Here is a 19014-nt window from a genome sequence, read left to right as displayed (position 1 = left end):
CTGAGCATATTAGGTAAATCATCTTTTCCTGAGGAGTACATTGACCCGTTTTACAAATTGTACATCATCCTTTTGAAAAACGATAATATCCCCTCTATGAAGATCGTTCTCCTTATCATAGCCCAATGGTGAGAATAAAAATGGCCCAGATGGCTACATTACTCCCCTTGATAATAAAAATCAATGAATCTTTTCGTCAACGGATTAAACTTATCAAAGCGTTTGCGATGCGGTAAAAAGCCTGACTTATGTACTTGTTCTGCTAGTGTTTCTACATGTTCGAATCGCTTGAAAAAGGGCAACGCAAAAGCGTAGATATCTTCAACGATCTCTTGGATCACTCGTTCTCTTTCTGCTTCTGTGGACACAAGGTAATCCCTGTTTTCCGTATATTTCTTGGTCAGAGCAATCAATTCACTGTGAAAACAAGCCCCAGTACTATACTTCTTTTTTATTTTTTTGGATTCTACGACAATATAAACTTTTAATGCACCATATTTAGTCGCACCAAAACTAATTTCAAATATAAATTCCTTGGTTTCTTTTTTCAAAACTTTTCTGATTTTCAGATATTTAAAATCACTCAAAAATGGTGTAGCTATAATTTTGTCTATCGCTAACTGACGTAGTTCACTTGCTTTAAGTTCAGTCTTATTATCCATCATGTCACTCCAACCCAAAGAATTTCACACCATTATATCATATCGTTCCAATTACAGGCTCCTCATATCTCCACCCTTTAATCACAATATATTAATAAAAAAACAGAAAAAAGCCGCTCACAATAGAGCAGCTAGTTCCTCTTAAACATAAAAAGCAGTATACGAATTATACTTTGAATTTACCAATTTGCCCTTGCAGGTCTTCCGCCATTTGGGACAGATTTCTTGCAGAAGAAGCAATTTCCTCCATAGATGCCAGCTGTTCCTGAGTTGCGGCAGATACGTGTTGTGTCCCTGCTGCGGCTTCTTCAGCAATCGCTGAAATTTGTCTGACAAAACCAACAATCTCATCAGTACTTGCAGACATTTGTTCTGATCCGGCAGAAACCTCTTCAATTTCACTGGCCACTTTATTTACGGTTTCCTGAATGAGTTCAAAGGATGTGCCTGCATTTTGTACAACTTCACGACCTGTCATGACATCCTTCCCGTTGGACGCTACCGCCTCAATAGCATGGGTAGTATCCTTTTGAATCAATCCCACAAGCTCCGTAATTTGTTGAGCAGAATGAGCCGATTGTTCGGCCAACTTGCGAACTTCGCCTGCAACTACAGCAAATCCGCGACCATGTTCCCCTGCGCGGGCCGCTTCAATCGCAGCGTTCAAGGCAAGAAGGTTGGTCTGACTAGAAATATTGGTGATAACATCAATGATCTTGCCAATTTCGTCTGAGCGCTCTCCCAATCCAGCCATGAGATCTGCCAATCCATTCATCGAATCATTCACGGCATTCATCTGCGTAACTGCCTGTTGAATCATCTGGTTACCTTCAGCCGATTTATGGGCCGCATCTTGCGCAGATGCGAATACATTTTGCGCGCGGATGGCGATTTGCTCAACACCGATAGACATTTCCTCAATAGCTTGGGACGATTTCGTCACCATATCTACCTGGTCTCCTGTTCCAGTAGCTACTTCTTGCACCGTTTCGGTTATTTGTGCAGAAGCTTGGCTATTTTGCTCTGCGCTGGCCGTCAATTCTTCTGAGGAAGTGGTTACCAGCTCAGTCGTCTTACTCACAGATTGAATCAGTTCACGAAGGTTCTCAACCATGACATTAAAGGAATGTGCCAACGTACTGATCTCATCCTTGCCCTTCACAATGATAGCTTCACTTGTAAGATCACCCGATGCGATACTTTCAGCAGCACGACTGATTCGCAAGATAGGTTTAGATATAATTTGGGCTATGATGATTGCCATGATCAATGCTAATATAACGGCTGCTATACTCAAAACGATGACCAGTTGTCTACCTGAAATAAAGTTGTCAACAGCTTCTTTCGTAGTCTGTTTAGATCCATCTGCATTCAATTTAATGAGCTGACTGATCATATCGTTTGAACTATACCATAACTTATAGGACTCTTGATGAAGGATGCTTGATTGAGTGTAATCATTAGCTTTCCCCGCTTCAATCATTTCTGGCAACTTAGCCAAATACTCCGTATAATTTTTGGAGAATTCTTCATACATTTCACGTTCTTTAGGGGTAGCAATTAATTTTTCGTATATTTTTCGATCGTCCTCAACCTTTTTTAAAACCTTATCATATTCGGCCTGAACCTTCTCCATTTCTTCTGGGTCACGTTCTACAATAATGTTTAATGAGATCCGCTCTACATCAGATATATCACCATTTAGTGTTCCCAGGATAGTCACACTTGGCATCCAATGGCTATCTATTTCCATCGAAGTGTCGCCTAAATTTTTCATTTTTGAGATAGATGTTGTACTAATGACAATCAATAATATTATTACTGCAAGAAAACCCAATATCAATTTTGTTCGAATGTTAAATTTCATATATTCGCTCCTCAGTTCTCTTTATATTAGATACTATATCGACAACAAACGACACATTGTTTATATCAAATTTAAAGAGAATTTCAGAACTGTTTACAAAAGGGAAATTTTTCTTCGTGATGGTTGGTGCAACTGATCCAGGTTTATTTTATAACCTCGTGGAGAGCATTATGTTTTATAATCCCCAACAATTGTACCGTCATATAGGGAGGGAGATGCTGAAAATCTTTATTCACTTATTCCATCAAACTTAAAAAAAGGATACCCAAAAACGGGTATCCCCAGGCTGTCGAGAAACCCCCTGTTTTTTTGCAGGGGGTTTAAAACTGTCTTAGTGGTCTAAAAACTAGGGTCCTCAGATCGTTTTAAATCGATTTTTGTTTTAAAAGATGCGTCTCCCCATATAAAAATAGAAGTGTCGAAAAGTCCTCTGGACTTTCTCGACACTCTGAGGATACCCAAAAACGGGTATCCCTTTATGTTTTACTTCCTAGCATTCACCATAAATCGTTCTGAATTTGTCCTTATTCCTAATTCGGTTTGATTGTCCAAAATAAATTGTTGGAGTATTTGAAAATCAATTTCTTCTTCTCCGAAGTTGGGAATAATTGGTGTGTGTTTCAAGAGAAATATTAAGTCTGCAGGAGTCTGATAATATTCGGTTGCATTGAATTCAAATGACTGTATGTCCTTAAAGCCCGCGTCACTTAATTCGGTAATATATTGAGCTTTTAACGAGTCTTTCTTAGCACCCCATGCCTGTCCTCTTCCAAACGCTTCTTTAATATTTAATTTGTCGTTTTCGCTTACTTGCTGTGTCAGGAACATACCATCCTTTACTAACACCTTTGCTATTTCTTTTGCATAAAAACATGAATGTCGAGAAGAGATTACATTAAAGAAGTTCTCAGGAAAATTTAGATTTTCAGCATCCATCTGGAGAAAACGAACATTTGCTATGTCTGATTCAGCAGAATTCTTGGTTGCTGTTTCAATCATTCCGGTGGAATGGTCAATCCCAACTAAAAGTAATGCAGAATCTGCTATTGATAAAATTGCTTCCCCGCCGCCAGTACCGATGTCAAGCAATATATCCGACTTCTTGCATGTCTTCGCTACTTCATTGTAGAAGTCCCATTTTACTCCTTTGGAGATACATTTCACATTGCTGAAATTCCAGCCGTTGATTTTTCCAATCTTATTATAAAACTCTTTATACTCTATTGAATTCATTTTCTTTCCACCTTCCAATTAGTGATAAATACTACGGGATAGCAGACCGATATCATTCAGTATTTTAACAACTTTCTCCCTTAATAGAACGACTACTGAAAGTAATGAAAATGATGATAATTGAAGAAAACTTTAAATTGTCCAATTGAAATTCAAAATCGTTTATAAAAAATACCGCCTATTTACTGGTTCTTGGAAGAACCAATAAATAGGCGGTATTAGTTGTCTACTATTCAGAAGTTTATCGGATCGGGTCGGCTGTTTTGGAAATTAATAGCCATCCCTGCAATTATCATTGATAAACGTAAAACCACAAAAATCCCTTGCTTCATCAATCATTCTGACCCTTTCAGGACACCTTGTTCTCAATTCTCAGCTTATCTGCTACCATCGCTATGAACTCTGAATTGGTTGGTTTGGACTTACTGATATTAATGGTGTACCCGAACAGGTGTGAAATGCTGTCGATATTTCCACGGGTCCATGCTACCTCGATAGCATGACGAATGGCGCGTTCTACGCGAGATGCCGTCGTTTTGAACTTTTCGGCGATTGCCGGATATAATGTTTTGGTGATGGCTCCCAAAATTTCGATATTATTGTACACCATCGTAATGGCTTCGCGTAAATATTGATAGCCCTTGATGTGAGCTGGTACACCAATTTCATGTATGATGGCCGTGATACTGGCATCCAGGTTTTTCGTCTTACCCATAGGTACAACGTTGGACCGCATGGATGAAATGGTCACCGGACTGCTGCTAACTAACTGCGGCCCCACTAATTGGCGAACACGGTTAGCCAGCACTTCCATGTCAAACGGCTTCAAAATATAATAAGATGCCCCGAGCTGTACGGCCCTCTGTGTAATATTTTCTTGACCGAATGCAGTCAGCATAATGATTTTCGGCTGTGGAGTCAGGTTCATTTCTCTTAAACGCTCCAATACACCGAGACCATCCAGATGAGGCATAATAATATCTAAAATAAGTACATCAGGTATGTTGCGGGATTCTGCGATGCGTTGGAGCACTTCTTCGCCGTTATAGGCGATTCCTGTAACTTCCATATCCTCCTGATCGGAAATATATTCAGCAAGCAAATTCGTAAATTCCCGGTTGTCATCAGCCAACAATACCTCAATTTTTTGCAATGTACTTCCTCCTCATTGAGTGATATTCCATTGTGATATCTGTTTACAGTATATAAATATTTCTTGTCGGAGTATATGATTTCGACATCGAATTATGAATTCCTTCTGTCGAAAATTATTTTTATTTATTTTTTTTATACTTTCTATTATAATTGATTCTTTATCTTGCAAATATGAGTTATTCCCCTGCTTTTCGACAAAAAAATCTTAAGGCCACTAGCTCGCCTTAAGATTAGAAGATGATTTCAAGCTTACGTTATTCTGCATGATTCCTGCATCGCGCAGCATCCATTCGATAAAACAACCGTAACCTGATTTAGGATCATTAACAAATACATGTGTCACAGCCCCGATAAGCTTACCATTTTGAATAATCGGACTACCGCTCATTCCTTGAACGATTCCCCCGGTCTTATCCAACAGCTTTGGATCTACAATGCGAATCACAAGTCCTTTGGTTGCTGGTTTGTCCTGCTGAGAAATGTGTACAATTTCCGCCTGAAACCGCTGAATTTGTTGACCTTCCAGTACAGTCAAAATTTCTGCCGGTCCTTCCTTTACTTCATTCGCAAGAGCCACCGGAATAGGAGTTGAATACAATCCATATTGCGGCTCATCTGACATTTTCCCAAAAATTCCGAAATTCGTATTTCGTTCAATATTTCCTAATACCCGATGATCTTTGAGAAAATGAGCGCGTTTTTCTCCTGGTTCCCCACTTTGGCTTTTCGCAATTGACGTCACATTGGACTGCACAATCTCTCCGCTCCCCACGACAATAGGGGTTTGGGTATTCATATCGGTAATTACGTGGCCCAATGCCCCGTATACACCTTGGTCCGGTGCGTAAAACGTTAATGTACCTACACCTGCAGCCGAGTCTCTAATGTACAACCCAAGCCGCCACGCTTTATCATCTTGATCATATGCTGGTGTTAACTTCGTGGAAATCGTCTGCTCTCCTCGACAAAGTGTAATGTCGAGCGGCTTTTTATTCTTACCTGCTTCGTCTACTGCCTCAGCAACCCTTGCCAGGCTATTGAGTGGTTTGCCGTTCATGTGTGTAATCCGATCCCCTAGGCGAATCCCCGCTGTTTCACCAGGTGACACCTTACGATCATTACTTTCTTGAATGATATGGTGACCGACGACAAGCACTCCTGAAGATTTTACTTTGACCCCAATCGTCTGCCCCCCCGGGTATACTTTTAAATCGGGAACTACACTTTCTTGGGTTGTCCTCATGCTTTTAGAGCCGAACAAGTCCAAAGAAGCTTGTGGAGGCAGCGCAGCTTGCACATGCTGAGCGTTACCGATAGAACACATAAGAAAAACAAGCAAAAGACCGAGCAATTTGATCCTGGAGTAAAAATTCAATGGCTGTCACGCTCCCTTTGCTTCTTTCGCTTGACGAGTAAAGGTGGTCGCCAATTGCGTACCTATAAGGTAACCTTGCCCCCAGGCTTTTATAACTGTTAAACATTACGCCAGCCGCTCTTTTCAGGCTTTCTTTCCTTCCGCCAAATTCAGCATTTCCTGTGCGTGATGCAAAGTTTTTTCGGTAATTTCCACACCGCCCAGCATCCGTGCCAATTCCTTGACACGCCCGTCCTCCGTAAGTCCCTCAATTTGAGTCATGGTCCGTCCATCATGGACATTTTTCTCAATAAGGTACTGATGATCTGCCATACATGCCACCTGTGGCAAATGAGTAATGGAAAAGACCTGACAAACGGAAGATAAACGATATAGCTTCTCGGCAATGGATTGAGCTGCACGACCACTCACCCCAGTATCCACCTCGTCAAAAATGAGTACTGGAATTTGATCATGACGCGCAAAAATACTTTTCATCGCCAACATGATACGTGATAGCTCACCGCCTGAAGCGATCTTACCAAGTGGACGTAGTGGCTCACCTGGATTGGGGGAAATAAGAAATTCCGCATTATCAATGCCCTGCTTGGTAGGTCTTACCTTCAGACCTTTATACTCATATCCGCGTGGATCTTCAATCGGATCTATGCGCACCTTGAGTGACGTTCTTTCCATCTGCAGGTCTTTTAACTCCTGCTCCACTTGCTCTGCAAGCTCTTCAGCACAAATTTCGCGTGCTTCTGTAAGCTCTTCCGAAATCTCAAGCAAATCGGAAAGCAACTCATCCCGTTTTGCAATGAGCTGCTCCAACCGCTCATCTTTATTTTCCAGCAGATCGGTTTCCTGCTCGATACGGCTATAGTATTCCAAAATCTGCTCTATACTATCACCATATTTTCGCTGTAATCCGGTAATTTGATTCAAACGTTGCTCCACTTCATGCAGCTTACCTGGATTAAATTCAATATCCTCACGATAAGAACGTAATTGGAATGCTGCGTCCTCCAACTGGTAAAAAGCAGACTGAATCTGCTCCGCAATGGGCTGAAGGCTTTTGCTGTCATAGCTTTGGACATCGTTTAATCTGGACAACACGTTATTGATCGTATCCAGTCCACCTCTGCCGCTTAGCAGTTCGTATGCTCCTGATATCCCATCCATCATTTTCTCACTATGGGATAGCTTGACCCGTTCCTCTGCCAATAATTCATCTTCTCCCAATTTCAACTCCGCCGCAGCGATCTCTTCTAATTGAAATCGGTACATATCCAAAAGCTGATAAGCCTTTTGACTGGAGCTTTGCAGTTCTCTTACTTCTTTTTCCGCTTTGACAAAAGCATTGTAACGCTCCCGATAAAGCGTTTTGACCGGACCGATGACCGAATCACCGAACGTATCCAGCAGCGCCAGATGGCGATCTGCACGTAGCAGGCTTTGATGCTCATGTTGCCCGTGGATATTGACGAGTTGCTCACCCACCTCACGCAGCATCGTTAAATTAACCATCTGGCCGTTAATTCGAGAAGAACTTTTCCCTTGAACCGTAAGTTCGCGACGAATCAGCAAATGCTCCTCTGCATTAGCCTTAATCCCTTGTTCCTCAAGTGTATTCCAAACTGGATGTTTTACCGGCAGTTCAAATAAGGCTTCCATCTCTGCTTTATCACAACCGTAACGCACTAAATCAGCAGAGCCCCTACCGCCTGCAATCAGCCCAAGCGCATCGATAATAATGGATTTACCAGCACCTGTTTCCCCGCTCAACACATGAAACCCTTTATAAAAATGAACATCGACGGCCTCTACAACCGCCAAATTCCGTATAGACAAAGTGACCAGCATCGTTCTTTCACCTCTATGATGTACAAATTAAAACGCCTAATATGCGTAGCCATTATAATTAGGAAATGTAGCCCATAAGACGATTCACGATAGCTTCGCTGTTTTCTTCCGATCGGCAAATAATCAAAATGGTATCATCCCCGCTAATCGTCCCCATGATCTCGGACCATTCAATATTGTCCAATAAAGCAGCAATCGAGTTGGCTGTTCCCGGCAGGCATTTCATCACAATCAGATTGGTTGTGTAGTCAATATGCAAAAAGTTATCGACCAACGTACGTTTCAGTTTCTGGGCCGGATTGTAACGTTGATCTGAAGGCATCGAATATTTATATCTGCCATCGTCCATTGGAACCTTGATGAGCAGCAACTCCTTGATATCACGTGATACGGTCGCCTGAGTAACCTGAAAACCAGCCTTACGCAATGCTTCAACCAGATCATCCTGCGTCTCAATCTCATGTTGTGAAATAATTTCCCTAATTTTAATATGTCGTTGACCCTTCATATAATCCTCCTATGGATTAACCTTCATATTCCTCTTCTTCGAGGTCTTCCACTAATGTAATAAGGCGAATACTTCGCTCGTCCGTATCAACGTACAATACACCCGCGCAACCCGGATAGAGCAATAAATACGGCATGAGCCTGTCCCTTAAATCAGGACCACTCCACTCCATTGGTTTCTTGCGGCGTGACGTTTTGACCATATATGTCGAACCGTTTCGTACAGCCACGTAGTCTATAAACAAACGGCTATACACGGTATGTCCATTCACTTTAAAAGCAAGCGGTATTTTCATCTTCCCGCCCACTACTTCATATCCTGCTTCTTCGAGTAGGTCTGTGACAGGCCCTTCGTCCAAGTCCTCGTTAATCGGTATCGTCTTTAGTACAAGCGGCCCTGGCTCCTTCAACCAGGCACGTAGGCTATACAAAGCCCATATCCCTAATATCACCCCGATTACAGCGATGATAACCGTATCATATCTTGTGTCCATGGACCGATCACCTCATGGACATATTCTAGGACAAGATGTAAAATCCCTTTTCCTTTGTACATCTCATTATAGGCGAACGTGAGTTCTATAATCAATCCCTCACACCAAAAAGAGGTTCCCTTAAGTTCACAGAACTCATGGAGAACCCCTGAATGTTACTTACGCGATGGACCATTATTAAAAGTCTGACCTGCTTCCTGAACGGTACGTTCAATCAGTGGTCTGAAATCCATCTTCTCCAGCTGCGATTCTGCAGCAGGAAGCCCATCCAAACGCCAATGCGCTAAAAATTCAATATTGCCTTCTCCACCTGTAATAGGCGAATAAGCCAAACCTTGCAGCGTAAGTCCAAGCTCATGTGCAAACATCAGAATGGTCTGCAACACTTCTTTATGCGTAGCAGGATCACGGACCACACCGGATTTTCCGACCTTTTCGCGTCCAGCTTCGAATTGCGGCTTGATTAGAGCTACAATATCAGCAGGTTGATGCAACAAGGCAAGCAACGGGGGCAAAATAATACGTAATGAAATAAAGGAAACGTCAATACTAGCGAAATTCGGCACGGAACCATTCAAATCCGCGGGTGTCATATATCTGAAATTCGTTTTCTCCATTACGCATACTCGTTCATCATTACGAAGGGACCAATCCAGCTGGTTATAACCCACATCAATGGCGTATACGTATTCAGCTCCATGCTGAAGCGCACAATCTGTAAAACCTCCAGTGGACGAGCCAATATCCAGCATTGTCCTGCCCTTCATATCCAGCTCAAATTGACGGATGGCCTTCTCCAGCTTCAATCCTCCACGGCTTACATACGGATGCACCGAACCCTTAACTTTAAGCTCGCTGGCGCGTGGTACCTTCATCCCCGCCTTCTCGATCCGTTCGCTGTCCGCCAGCACTAGCCCAGCCATAATCGCAGCTTTAGCTTTTTCACGGCTTTCAAAAAAGCCTTGTTCTACAAGTAATACATCAATGCGTTCCTTCGGAACAGACATGTTAATCTCCCTTTAGGCAGCCAGGCTGCTCTTGTCATACTTTTTATAAACGTCATGGTCTTCACTTCAAGTTACCCTATACGGATTGTCCCATGCCATATGCTGGCTCAGCAGCCCATTTACGCAACTTTAAGCATACATCTTCAATGGTAAGACCTACTTCAGCACGCTGCTCTTTGATGGAGCCATGCTCCACGAACAGATCGGGAATCCCCATTAGGCGCACCTGTGCCTCTTGTATTTCGGCTTTAGCGTAAAATTCCAGTACAGCGCTACCCAAGCTTCCTGCTTCAGAAGCTTCTTCCAATACGATCAGCTTCGTATGCTGACGAGCCAGCTCACGCAACATATCCTCGTCCAAAGGCTTCAGGAAACGGGCATTCACGACGCCCACTTGCAAACCTTCCCGTTTCATCGCCTCCGCAGCCTCTGTCGCCACCTGGAGCATCGGTCCTGATGCGATTACAGCAAAGCCCTCGCCTTTACGCAGGAGCTCCCAACTGCCGATGGGAATAGCCTGTAATTCTTTATCCATCGGCACGCCAACCACATTAACACGCGGGTAACGATAAGCAATTGGACCATCTTCATAGTCGAGTGCTGTTTTCATCATATGGCGTAGCTCGTTCTCATCCTTTGGCATCATAAGCACAAGATTGGGGATATGACGCAAGAATGCCACATCAAACACGCCATGATGAGTTTCCCCGTCAGCCCCAACAAAACCTGCACGGTCAATCGCGAACATTACGTTCGCATTATGACGACAGATATCATGCACAATCTGGTCATAAGCACGCTGCATAAAAGTGGAATACACCGCAAACACCGGCTTCATCCCTTCCATTGCCAACGCAGCACACATGGTAGCTGCATGCTGTTCAGCAATGCCGACGTCAATCATACGGCTAGGAAACTCTTTACTAAACGGTACCAATCCTGATCCGCCAGGCATAGCGGGTGTGACCGCAACGATGCGCTCATCCTGCTCAGCCAGCTCAATCAACGTTCGACCGAAAATTTCGGTATACATCGGATTACCTACAGCTTTGAGTACCTGACCCGATTCAATTTTGTAGGGACTGATTCCATGCCATTTGTGTGAATCTGCTTCCGCAGGTTTATAGCCCTTGCCCTTGGTGGTTACGACATGCACCAATACAGGGCCAGTGACATTATCAGCCTGCTGGAAGGTTTCGATTAGCTTCGGCAAATCATGTCCGTCCACTGGACCGAGATACGTAAGTCCCAGTTCCTCAAACAGTACACCAGGCACCATCATATATTTAAGACTGTCCTTGACACGGCCAGCCGATTTAGCAAGTTTACCGCCGATCGCGGGTATTTTTTTCAGCAAAACTTCCAGCTCATCTTTTGCTCGCAAATAATGACGGTCCGAGCGGATTTTACTCAAATAATTATGCATGGCCCCTACATTAGGTGCTATGGACATTTCGTTGTCATTCAGAATGACCATTAAATTTTTGCGCTCATGACCGATATGATTCAACGCTTCGAAGGCCATCCCCCCAGTCAACGCTCCGTCTCCGATCATTGCAATGACTTTATTGTCCTCGCCCTTCAAATCTCGAGCCAAGGCCATTCCCATTGCCGCCGACAGAGAAGTGCTGCTATGACCGGCTTCCCAAACATCATGCTCGCTCTCACTTCTTTTTACAAAACCACAAAGTCCATCACGCTGACGAAGTGTATCAAAACGGTCCATTCGCCCTGTCAATATTTTGTGTACGTAGGCTTGGTGCCCAACGTCATAAATCATCTTGTCCTTTGGACTGTTATAGCAATAATGCAGGGCGATCGTGAGCTCAACCACTCCCAGATTCGATGCCAGATGCCCCCCAGTCACGGACAGCTTCTCAATCAAAAAGCTCCTGATTTCCTCGGCTAGAGAAGCCAACTCCTCAACCGACAGTGATTTCAGATCGCCTGGTTGCTTTATGTGTGGAAGCAGCACGCATATCTCCCCGCTTTCCTTCAAGTTTGTGTGTAAAGTTAACAAGTATTATATCACACTTTTTAACTGTGCTTAAACGCAGACAAGTCAAAACAGCTCTAACGCAACTAATGATCACGCTTCATCAGGTAATCCGCTATCTCCAGCAAACGAGAAGAATCGGGAATACCGCTCTCTGTTATCACTTTTTTAGCAGATGCGGTGAGTTCCTCCACCTGCCGCAAAGATGCGTCCATACCAATGAAATACGGATAGGTAACCTTCTCCTGCTCAACATCACTTTGCGTTTTCTTACCCATTTTGCTCTCATCGCCTATGAGGTCCAGTATATCGTCCTGTATCTGAAAAGCCAGCCCCAAGTCTCGTCCAAAGCGGCGAAGCGCCTCTAATTGATTCTTGTCCGCCCCACCAATCCGTCCACCTGCCAAGAGCGAGAAAATAATCAAATCAGCAGTTTTATGAAGATGGATATATTCCAGTTCCTCGATCCCCGTCATTCCTTGCTCGCCTGACATATCGGCGACCTGTCCGCCTACCATGCCCCGTGCGCCACTCATTTCGGACAAATCCTCAACAATGGACAACAGCGAATCGGATGAAACACCGTGACGTCGTCCTGCTTGCACAATGCTGTAAAAGGCATGGGTCAACAAAGCATCACCCGCAAGGACGGCAACCGCCTCGCCGTATACCTTATGATTCGTCAGCTTACCTCGCCGATAATCATCATCATCCATGGCTGGCAAGTCGTCATGAATGAGAGAGTACGTATGTACCATTTCTACCGCACATGCCACTGGCAACGCAGCTTCCCTGCTTCCACCGAATGCTTCAGCAGCAGCGATCACAAGCAGAGGCCGCAGCCGTTTTCCGCCTGCGGTGAGTGAATAATTCATAGATTCTCGAAGAACATCGGGAATGTTCCAATCGGCCGGGAACTGCTCTGTCAGTGCAGACGAAACCGCATCAGCCGTCCCGGTCAAATATTCCTTGAACGACGGTCTATTCAAGCCCTTCACCGCCGTTTTCATCTAATCCGCCGCCAAAAGGCTTTTTGCGCAAATCTCCATCCTCTTCCACGATCATTTCAATTTTACGTTCAACCTGCTCCAGCTTTTGACTGCAAAGCTGAGACAGCTTCATCCCCCGCTGGAACAAATCAATGGCTTGCTCCAGAGGAACGTCTCCATGCTCCAGTTGTCCGACAATTTCTTCAAGAGCGGCCATAGCCGCTTCAAAATTCAATTCCGTTTCATTCGCCACCGTGCTTCGCGTCCTCCTTCATTCCCCATACTTGGCAGTCCAACTGCCCATCACTCACTTTAATCTTGATGGAATCTCCCGGCTGTACGTCTTTGAGCGACTTAATCAGCCGTTTCTCCTGCTCATCGTATACCAAGCTATAGCCTCGGGCCATGACTTTGAGTGGGCTCAGCGCATCCAGCTGACGAATTCCCGTGTGCAACTGCTGCCGTCCCGTTTTCGTAATAGCACGCATCGCAGACTCCAGCTGACGTTGCGCCATATCCGCCTGCTTGCGTGCCGAACGAATTTGTTCACGTGGATTAAACCGCTCTAGTACCTGACGCATACGTGCATTCTTTTCTGCGTTTAAGCGTGAACGGTTACCCTCTGCGCGGATTAGCCGCTGATGCAGCATGTCCATTCGCTCTGCATGCTGTAGCATATAGCGGCGTGGGTGCAGCAGGACTGGTGAACGCTGAAGCCTCACCAAGCGTTCACGGCTGGTTTCCAGCCGCTGCCGGAGGGCGTTGCGCAGGCGTTGCTCACGCTGGAGCAGCTGATCCCGTAGCTCTGCCTGATTAGGCACAGCCAACTCAGCTGCTGCGGTTGGCGTTGCTGCACGCAAGTCAGCCACAAAATCGGCAATGGTAAAATCCGTTTCGTGTCCAACTGCCGAAATAACCGGAATGACCGATGCGTAAATAGCGCGCGCAACCGCTTCCTCATTAAACGCCCACAGTTCTTCCAACGAGCCACCTCCCCGTCCGACGATCATCACCTGAACCTCTTGCATACGATTCATAGCTTCAATTGCCTTGACAATCGAGGGTGCGGCACCTTTTCCTTGTACAAGCACAGGATACAACACAATTCCAGCATGCGGGTATCGCCGTTGAAGGGTCGTAATAATATCACGCACAGCCGCTCCGGTCGGTGACGTAATCACGCCAATGGTTGCCGGATGGGCAGGGAGATTACGCTTACGAGCAGTATCAAACAGTCCCTCTGCATCCAGCTTTTGCTTGAGCTGTTCGTAAGCCAAATAAAGGCTTCCTATACCATCAGGCTGCATTTGAGTCGCATAAAACTGATATTGTCCATCTCGTTCGTACACGGATACGTTTCCCCGGGCAATAACACGCGTACCTTCTTTCGGTACGAAGGGAAGCCGCTGATTATGGGTTGCAAACATAATCGAACGTATGCGGCTCCCCTCATCCTTGAGCGTAAAGTACATGTGACCACTCGAATGATGCGTAAAATTAGAAATTTCCCCGCGTATCCATACATCAGACAGCACCTGATCCGATTCCAGTTTCATCCGGATATAACGATTCAGGTCCTTTATAGAGTAAATACGTTGTTCAGCCATAGGCAGCTGCCCTTATGCCAAACCGTGCGACCGCTTGGCCGCTACAAGCGTATTTTGCATCAGCATCGTAATCGTCATCGGGCCTACTCCGCCGGGAACAGGCGTAATCGGACCAGACACTTGCTTCACGCTCTCAAAATCAACGTCTCCCGCCAGCTTTCCGTTCTCCAGACGGTTCATCCCCACATCTATCACAACCGCTCCGGGCTTCACGAACGAAGCATCAATAAAGTTGGCTTTGCCGATCGCAACGACTAAGATATCCGCTTGTCGACTTAGATCCCCGATATTCGCTGTACGGGAGTGGCACATCGTAACCGTAGCATTTTCACGTTGCAACAATAAAGACACTGGCTTGCCTACGATATTACTGCGACCAATAACTACCGCATGTTTACCAGCAATCTCCACTCCAGCACGCTTGATTAACTCAATGACTCCAGCAGGAGTGCAAGGCAATAGACTATCGTCACCGATGACCAAATTCCCTACGTTCACCGGATGGAATCCATCCACATCCTTCTCCACTGCAATCGCGTCAATGACAGCTTTTTCATGAATATGCTTTGGCAACGGCAGTTGAACCAAAATCCCATGGATAGTACTTTGATGGTTCAGCTTGTCCACTAGTTCCAGTAATGCTTCCTGAGAAGTATCTGCTGCCAACCGGTGAACCTCTGAGTAATAGCCGAGATCATGGCACGCCTTTTCCTTGTTTTTAACATACACCTGCGAAGCGGGATCTTCGCCTACCAATACAACAGCCAGTCCCGGTTGAAAGCGGTGCTCTTTCAGACGAATGACCTCTTGCTGAATGCTTGCGCGAATATCCTGAGAGATTTGTTTACCATCAATGATCGGTGCTGACATGTTTAACCACTCTCCAACCTGATTCAGTAGTCTCTACTTAAAAACGTGCTTTCAATTGCTCCAGTTCTTGAATCACTCGTCCCAGTACACCATTAACAAATTTACCGGATTCCTCGGTACCAAAGTGCTTCGACAACTCAATCGCTTCATTAACAGCTACCTTGGCTGGAACATCCTCACGGAAAATCATCTCATATGCCGCAAGTCTCAAAATTTGACGATCTACACGTGAAAGTCTGCTGATCTGCCAGCCTTTAAGATAATCCACCAACAGCCCATCAATGGCTTCCTTGTGCTCCCACGTACCCCGCACATGCTCTAAAACATACGCTCTTAACACTGCCGCGTCTTTAACGACAACTTCCGCTTCGTTTTCCTCAGCGGCTTCCTGAAGCAACATGTCCACGGCTGCTGCCGCATCCACTTCATTCATTTCCATATGGTACATACTCTGTACCGCTAATTCCCTCGCCAGACGTCTTTTCATGCCCTGCCTCCTACGCTTGCCTATATCTATTTTTCATTCTAACCAATTTCCACAAAAAAACCTGTGAACGCATCCTCCAAAACGTTGGGCGCAAAGAAGCTACAGCTCTATTTTGGAGAACACGTATCACAGGGTTCATTTAAAAGGACGCCAACGCTGCGACAACCAATCGCCCCATTCCTTCCAAGGGAGAAATGAACCAAGCGCTGAATCGCTACGTCTTCCTAGCGTATATCCGATGAACACCATCAATGCAAAGAACAACATATTCCAAAAGCCTGCCCACAAATAAATAAAACCGAAAAAAATACCAGCCGTGATCCCCATGATCCGGCCCTTGTAACTTCCCCATATTTCTTTCCAGGGCATCAGGGAAAATCACCTCTATTCCACACGACTCTTAAAGCTGGGTGACTGAGAAACATTAGCGATGTACACCGACACATTGGACACAGGAATTCCTGTAATTTCTTCCACATGATCGTGTACCCCCTTTTGTACCTCGGAGGTTAACACCGGAATGGAGCTTTCCCCGTCTACAACCGCCCGAATCGTAATATCAAGTCCCGATTCCAACACGCGAACGCGTGCTTTCAAATCCTGCATCCCGCGAAATCGGGAAGCTGCTTTGAGGCACAGATTTTCAATGGTGTCCACTGAAATCTGAATGTCACCATATTCCGTTCGTTGATCAATAGAATGCTGTACGGTTTGGTTCCGTCGAATAGAGATATAAAAAAAACGAAGACTCAATAACAACAGAACCCCTGCAATAATCAGGCTGGTAAACCACACCACTCGCTCATCCTCAATACTTAAAACATACGGAATGGCCCCGCTCAGGAGGAGGATGGCGAGAATGGAAATAATTCCGATACTTAAGCTGTACAAGAACAGCAGAAGTCTGTCCATAACTTTAGCCACGAAACGCACAGCCTCCTTAAATTAGAGTAAACCCTCGACCCATAAGGGTCGGGGGTTTGTACAAAGTATCGCTCTATTTAACCCGTCCGGCGCCCAGCACTTCCGGCTCTTCTACTTTTTCGGCATTTTTGAATTGAACATCATGAATTTGCACGTTCACTTCAACAACGTTAAGACCTGTCATGTTCTCAATCGAACGCTTAACATTATGCTGAATAGCAGCAGCCACCTCAGGCAGACGGTTACCGTACTCAATAATGACGGAGACGTCTACAGCAGCTTCACGCTGTCCGACTTCCACTTTTACACCTTTAGATAAATTTTTGCGGCCTAGCAGTTCGGCAAACCCACCAGCAAATCCGCCACTCATTCCCGCTACGCCTGGTACCTCAACGGTAGCCAGTCCGGCAATGACTTCAATAACTTCTGGGGCAATTTGAATCTCCCCAATTTCTGTACGTTCGAATTCGGTTGGCACTGTGCTCATACCTTCAACACCTTTCGGTCAAAATAAGTTTCATTCCAGCTTTGGATTTCAAAGCAGACATGCTCACTTATTATCCATACTATATCATTTGGCGTTCATTATGACAAACTGAGGAAATATACCGATTAAACTTCGTTTTCCTCCAAAAATTTAATATCAAAATCGCCTCTAATAAAGGTCGGATGCTCTAGCAAGCGCTGATGAAAAGAAATCGTTGTGGGTATGCCCTCAATAGCAAACTCAGACAAAGCCCGCTTCATTTTGGCAATTGCATCTTGCCGTGTAGGTGCCCACACAATCAGCTTGGCGATCATAGAGTCATAATAAGGAGGAATGCTATAACCTGGATATGCTGCGCTGTCTACCCGTACTCCAGGACCGCCTGGAGGCAGATAAAATCCGATTTTACCCGGTGCAGGCATAAAATTGCGATCCGGGTCCTCAGCGTTAATACGGCATTCTATCGCCCAACCATTGATGGTGACTTCTTCCTGCGTAAAGGAAAGCGGATGTCCTTCAGCGACAGAAATCATTTCCTTAATCAGGTCTACACCGGTAATCATTTCTGTTACGGGATGTTCTACCTGAATACGTGTATTCATTTCCATGAAATAGAAATTATTGTCCGGGCCGAGCAAAAATTCGAGAGTACCTGCACCAGAGTATTGAACGGCCAAAGCTGCACGAACAGCTGCCTGACCCATTTCTTCACGAACATCCTGCGATATTACAGGACATGGTGCTTCCTCCAACAACTTCTGACGACGACGCTGCACAGAGCAGTCCCGTTCGCCCAAATGGGCAACATTACCATGCTTGTCCGCTATGATCTGTATTTCCACATGTTTCATACCGGTCAAATATTTTTCTAGGTACACACCCGCGTTGCCAAATGCTTTTTGCGCCTCCTGCTGAGCGGTAGTGATTTGCTGAATAAGGTTATCCTCATCTTCGGCGATACGAATACCTTTACCTCCGCCACCTGCTGTGGCCTTGATAATTACCGGATATCCGATATCACGTGCGATGCTGATCGCATCCTGCAAATCCTCAACCAGCCCGTCTGAACCCGGAATAACCGGAACTCCGGCATCCTTCATGGTCTGCTTGGCTACGGCCTTATCTCCCATTTTGTTAATGGCTTCAGGAGAAGGACCAATAAACGTAATATTACACGATTCGCAAATTTCAGCGAAGTCTGCGTTTTCCGCCAAAAATCCGTAACCTGGATGAATGGCATCACATTCAGTCAATGTAGCAACGCTCATCAGGTTCGTAAAATTAAGGTAGCTGTCCTTAGATAGCGTCGGTCCGATACAGTAAGCCTCATCTGCGAGACGCACATGTAACGAATCCTTGTCAGCTTCCGAATATACGGCAACTGTCGAAATATTCATCTCGCGGCAAGCGCGAATGATACGAACCGCAATTTCTCCACGATTTGCAATCAATACTTTTTGAAATGTCATGACTTTACCTCCCTGGGAGCAGTCTTGCCGAACCCTCAAAAGA

General features: G+C 45.1%; 19 protein-coding genes. All 19 read right to left on the bottom strand.

Going from position 1 to position 19014, the window contains the following annotated elements; genetic code table 11:
- Positions 1 to 158 precede the first annotated feature (158 nt).
- Positions 159 to 665 (bottom strand): hypothetical protein, encoded by a 507-nt coding sequence (locus ACL9RM_RS04160; RefSeq protein WP_241081057.1) that lies wholly within the window; start codon positions 663 to 665, stop codon positions 159 to 161.
- 163 nt (positions 666 to 828) lie between these two features.
- Positions 829 to 2529 (bottom strand): methyl-accepting chemotaxis protein, encoded by a 1701-nt coding sequence (locus ACL9RM_RS04155; RefSeq protein WP_250268732.1) that lies wholly within the window; start codon positions 2527 to 2529, stop codon positions 829 to 831.
- Between the two features lie 483 nt (positions 2530 to 3012).
- A complete protein-coding gene (locus ACL9RM_RS04150) occupies positions 3013 to 3762 on the bottom strand; it encodes a class I SAM-dependent methyltransferase (protein WP_061829255.1) in 750 nt (249 codons plus the stop codon).
- 349 nt (positions 3763 to 4111) lie between these two features.
- Positions 4112 to 4915 carry a sporulation transcription factor Spo0A gene (gene spo0A, locus ACL9RM_RS04145; protein WP_023989239.1) on the bottom strand — a complete coding sequence of 268 codons (804 nt, stop codon included), beginning with the start codon at positions 4913 to 4915 and terminating at the stop codon, positions 4112 to 4114.
- A 216-nt stretch (positions 4916 to 5131) separates the two neighbouring features.
- The gene (gene spoIVB / locus ACL9RM_RS04140) at positions 5132 to 6292 is read right to left on the bottom strand and encodes a SpoIVB peptidase (protein WP_039270958.1); all 1161 of its coding nucleotides are present in this window, start codon (positions 6290 to 6292) and stop codon (positions 5132 to 5134) included.
- A gap of 123 nt (positions 6293 to 6415) precedes the next feature.
- Positions 6416 to 8134 carry a DNA repair protein RecN gene (gene recN / locus ACL9RM_RS04135; RefSeq protein WP_028540598.1) on the bottom strand — a complete coding sequence of 573 codons (1719 nt, stop codon included), beginning with the start codon at positions 8132 to 8134 and terminating at the stop codon, positions 6416 to 6418.
- A 58-nt stretch (positions 8135 to 8192) separates the two neighbouring features.
- Positions 8193 to 8642, bottom strand: coding sequence for a transcriptional regulator AhrC/ArgR (gene ahrC, locus ACL9RM_RS04130; RefSeq protein ID WP_013310809.1), 450 nt, complete (start codon positions 8640 to 8642; stop codon positions 8193 to 8195).
- Positions 8643 to 8658: 16 nt separating this feature from the next.
- Positions 8659 to 9135: a hypothetical protein gene (locus tag ACL9RM_RS04125; RefSeq protein WP_235309554.1), complete on the bottom strand. Its 477-nt coding sequence runs from the start codon at positions 9133 to 9135 to the stop codon at positions 8659 to 8661.
- Positions 9136 to 9290: 155 nt separating this feature from the next.
- Entirely contained in the window at positions 9291 to 10142 is an 852-nt protein-coding gene (locus ACL9RM_RS04120; RefSeq protein WP_023989243.1) for a TlyA family RNA methyltransferase, read from the bottom strand.
- Positions 10143 to 10218: 76 nt separating this feature from the next.
- Positions 10219 to 12117, bottom strand: coding sequence for a 1-deoxy-D-xylulose-5-phosphate synthase (dxs, locus tag ACL9RM_RS04115; RefSeq protein ID WP_039270954.1), 1899 nt, complete (start codon positions 12115 to 12117; stop codon positions 10219 to 10221).
- 107 nt (positions 12118 to 12224) lie between these two features.
- Positions 12225 to 13148: a polyprenyl synthetase family protein gene (locus tag ACL9RM_RS04110; protein WP_250268733.1), complete on the bottom strand. Its 924-nt coding sequence runs from the start codon at positions 13146 to 13148 to the stop codon at positions 12225 to 12227.
- Positions 13120 to 13380 carry an exodeoxyribonuclease VII small subunit gene (gene xseB, locus ACL9RM_RS04105; protein WP_013310814.1) on the bottom strand — a complete coding sequence of 87 codons (261 nt, stop codon included), beginning with the start codon at positions 13378 to 13380 and terminating at the stop codon, positions 13120 to 13122. The genes ACL9RM_RS04110 and xseB overlap by 29 nt, the downstream gene beginning before the upstream one ends.
- Entirely contained in the window at positions 13370 to 14734 is a 1365-nt protein-coding gene (gene xseA / locus ACL9RM_RS04100) for an exodeoxyribonuclease VII large subunit (RefSeq protein ID WP_250268734.1), read from the bottom strand. Before xseA ends, xseB begins: the two co-directional genes overlap by 11 nt.
- A gap of 12 nt (positions 14735 to 14746) precedes the next feature.
- Positions 14747 to 15604 carry a bifunctional methylenetetrahydrofolate dehydrogenase/methenyltetrahydrofolate cyclohydrolase FolD gene (folD, locus tag ACL9RM_RS04095; RefSeq protein ID WP_103048685.1) on the bottom strand — a complete coding sequence of 286 codons (858 nt, stop codon included), beginning with the start codon at positions 15602 to 15604 and terminating at the stop codon, positions 14747 to 14749.
- Positions 15605 to 15641: 37 nt separating this feature from the next.
- Positions 15642 to 16091, bottom strand: a complete 450-nt coding sequence (gene nusB / locus ACL9RM_RS04090; protein ID WP_039270947.1) for a transcription antitermination factor NusB — start codon at positions 16089 to 16091, stop codon at positions 15642 to 15644.
- A 135-nt stretch (positions 16092 to 16226) separates the two neighbouring features.
- Complete coding sequence (locus tag ACL9RM_RS04085) at positions 16227 to 16460, bottom strand: DUF2273 domain-containing protein (protein ID WP_023989248.1); 234 nt, start codon at positions 16458 to 16460, stop codon at positions 16227 to 16229.
- A gap of 15 nt (positions 16461 to 16475) precedes the next feature.
- Positions 16476 to 17015: an alkaline shock response membrane anchor protein AmaP gene (gene amaP, locus ACL9RM_RS04080; protein ID WP_013310819.1), complete on the bottom strand. Its 540-nt coding sequence runs from the start codon at positions 17013 to 17015 to the stop codon at positions 16476 to 16478.
- 73 nt (positions 17016 to 17088) lie between these two features.
- Positions 17089 to 17502 (bottom strand): Asp23/Gls24 family envelope stress response protein, encoded by a 414-nt coding sequence (locus tag ACL9RM_RS04075; RefSeq protein ID WP_013310820.1) that lies wholly within the window; start codon positions 17500 to 17502, stop codon positions 17089 to 17091.
- A 125-nt stretch (positions 17503 to 17627) separates the two neighbouring features.
- The gene (gene accC / locus ACL9RM_RS04070; RefSeq protein WP_039270945.1) at positions 17628 to 18971 is read right to left on the bottom strand and encodes an acetyl-CoA carboxylase biotin carboxylase subunit; all 1344 of its coding nucleotides are present in this window, start codon (positions 18969 to 18971) and stop codon (positions 17628 to 17630) included.
- Positions 18972 to 19014 lie beyond the last annotated feature (43 nt).

The sequence above is a fragment of the Paenibacillus sp. S29 genome, from assembly GCF_049319765.1.
Taxonomy (GTDB): Bacteria; Bacillota; Bacilli; order Paenibacillales; family Paenibacillaceae; genus Paenibacillus; species Paenibacillus polymyxa_B.
Note: the sequence above shows the minus strand (reverse complement) of the source record. Positions and strands in the feature narration are given on the sequence as shown.

What these genes read in the sequence shown, in the direction of transcription:
- ACL9RM_RS04155 (WP_250268732.1), bottom strand. Translation starts at nt 2,529, where the DNA reads ATGAAATTTAACATTCGAACAAAATTGATATTGGGTTTTCTTGCAGTA.
- recN (WP_028540598.1), bottom strand. Translation starts at nt 8,134, where the DNA reads ATGCTGGTCACTTTGTCTATACGGAATTTGGCGGTTGTAGAGGCCGTC.
- xseA (WP_250268734.1), bottom strand. Translation starts at nt 14,734, where the DNA reads ATGGCTGAACAACGTATTTACTCTATAAAGGACCTGAATCGTTATATC.
- ACL9RM_RS04125 (WP_235309554.1), bottom strand. Translation starts at nt 9,135, where the DNA reads ATGGACACAAGATATGATACGGTTATCATCGCTGTAATCGGGGTGATA.
- ahrC (WP_013310809.1), bottom strand. Translation starts at nt 8,642, where the DNA reads ATGAAGGGTCAACGACATATTAAAATTAGGGAAATTATTTCACAACAT.
- ACL9RM_RS04110 (WP_250268733.1), bottom strand. Translation starts at nt 13,148, where the DNA reads ATGAAAACGGCGGTGAAGGGCTTGAATAGACCGTCGTTCAAGGAATAT.
- ACL9RM_RS04085 (WP_023989248.1), bottom strand. Translation starts at nt 16,460, where the DNA reads ATGCCCTGGAAAGAAATATGGGGAAGTTACAAGGGCCGGATCATGGGG.
- folD (WP_103048685.1), bottom strand. Translation starts at nt 15,604, where the DNA reads ATGTCAGCACCGATCATTGATGGTAAACAAATCTCTCAGGATATTCGC.
- ACL9RM_RS04150 (WP_061829255.1), bottom strand. Translation starts at nt 3,762, where the DNA reads ATGAATTCAATAGAGTATAAAGAGTTTTATAATAAGATTGGAAAAATC.
- accC (WP_039270945.1), bottom strand. Translation starts at nt 18,971, where the DNA reads ATGACATTTCAAAAAGTATTGATTGCAAATCGTGGAGAAATTGCGGTT.
- ACL9RM_RS04160 (WP_241081057.1), bottom strand. Translation starts at nt 665, where the DNA reads ATGATGGATAATAAGACTGAACTTAAAGCAAGTGAACTACGTCAGTTA.
- nusB (WP_039270947.1), bottom strand. Translation starts at nt 16,091, where the DNA reads ATGAAAAGACGTCTGGCGAGGGAATTAGCGGTACAGAGTATGTACCAT.
- ACL9RM_RS04120 (WP_023989243.1), bottom strand. Translation starts at nt 10,142, where the DNA reads ATGTCTGTTCCGAAGGAACGCATTGATGTATTACTTGTAGAACAAGGC.
- ACL9RM_RS04075 (WP_013310820.1), bottom strand. Translation starts at nt 17,502, where the DNA reads ATGAGCACAGTGCCAACCGAATTCGAACGTACAGAAATTGGGGAGATT.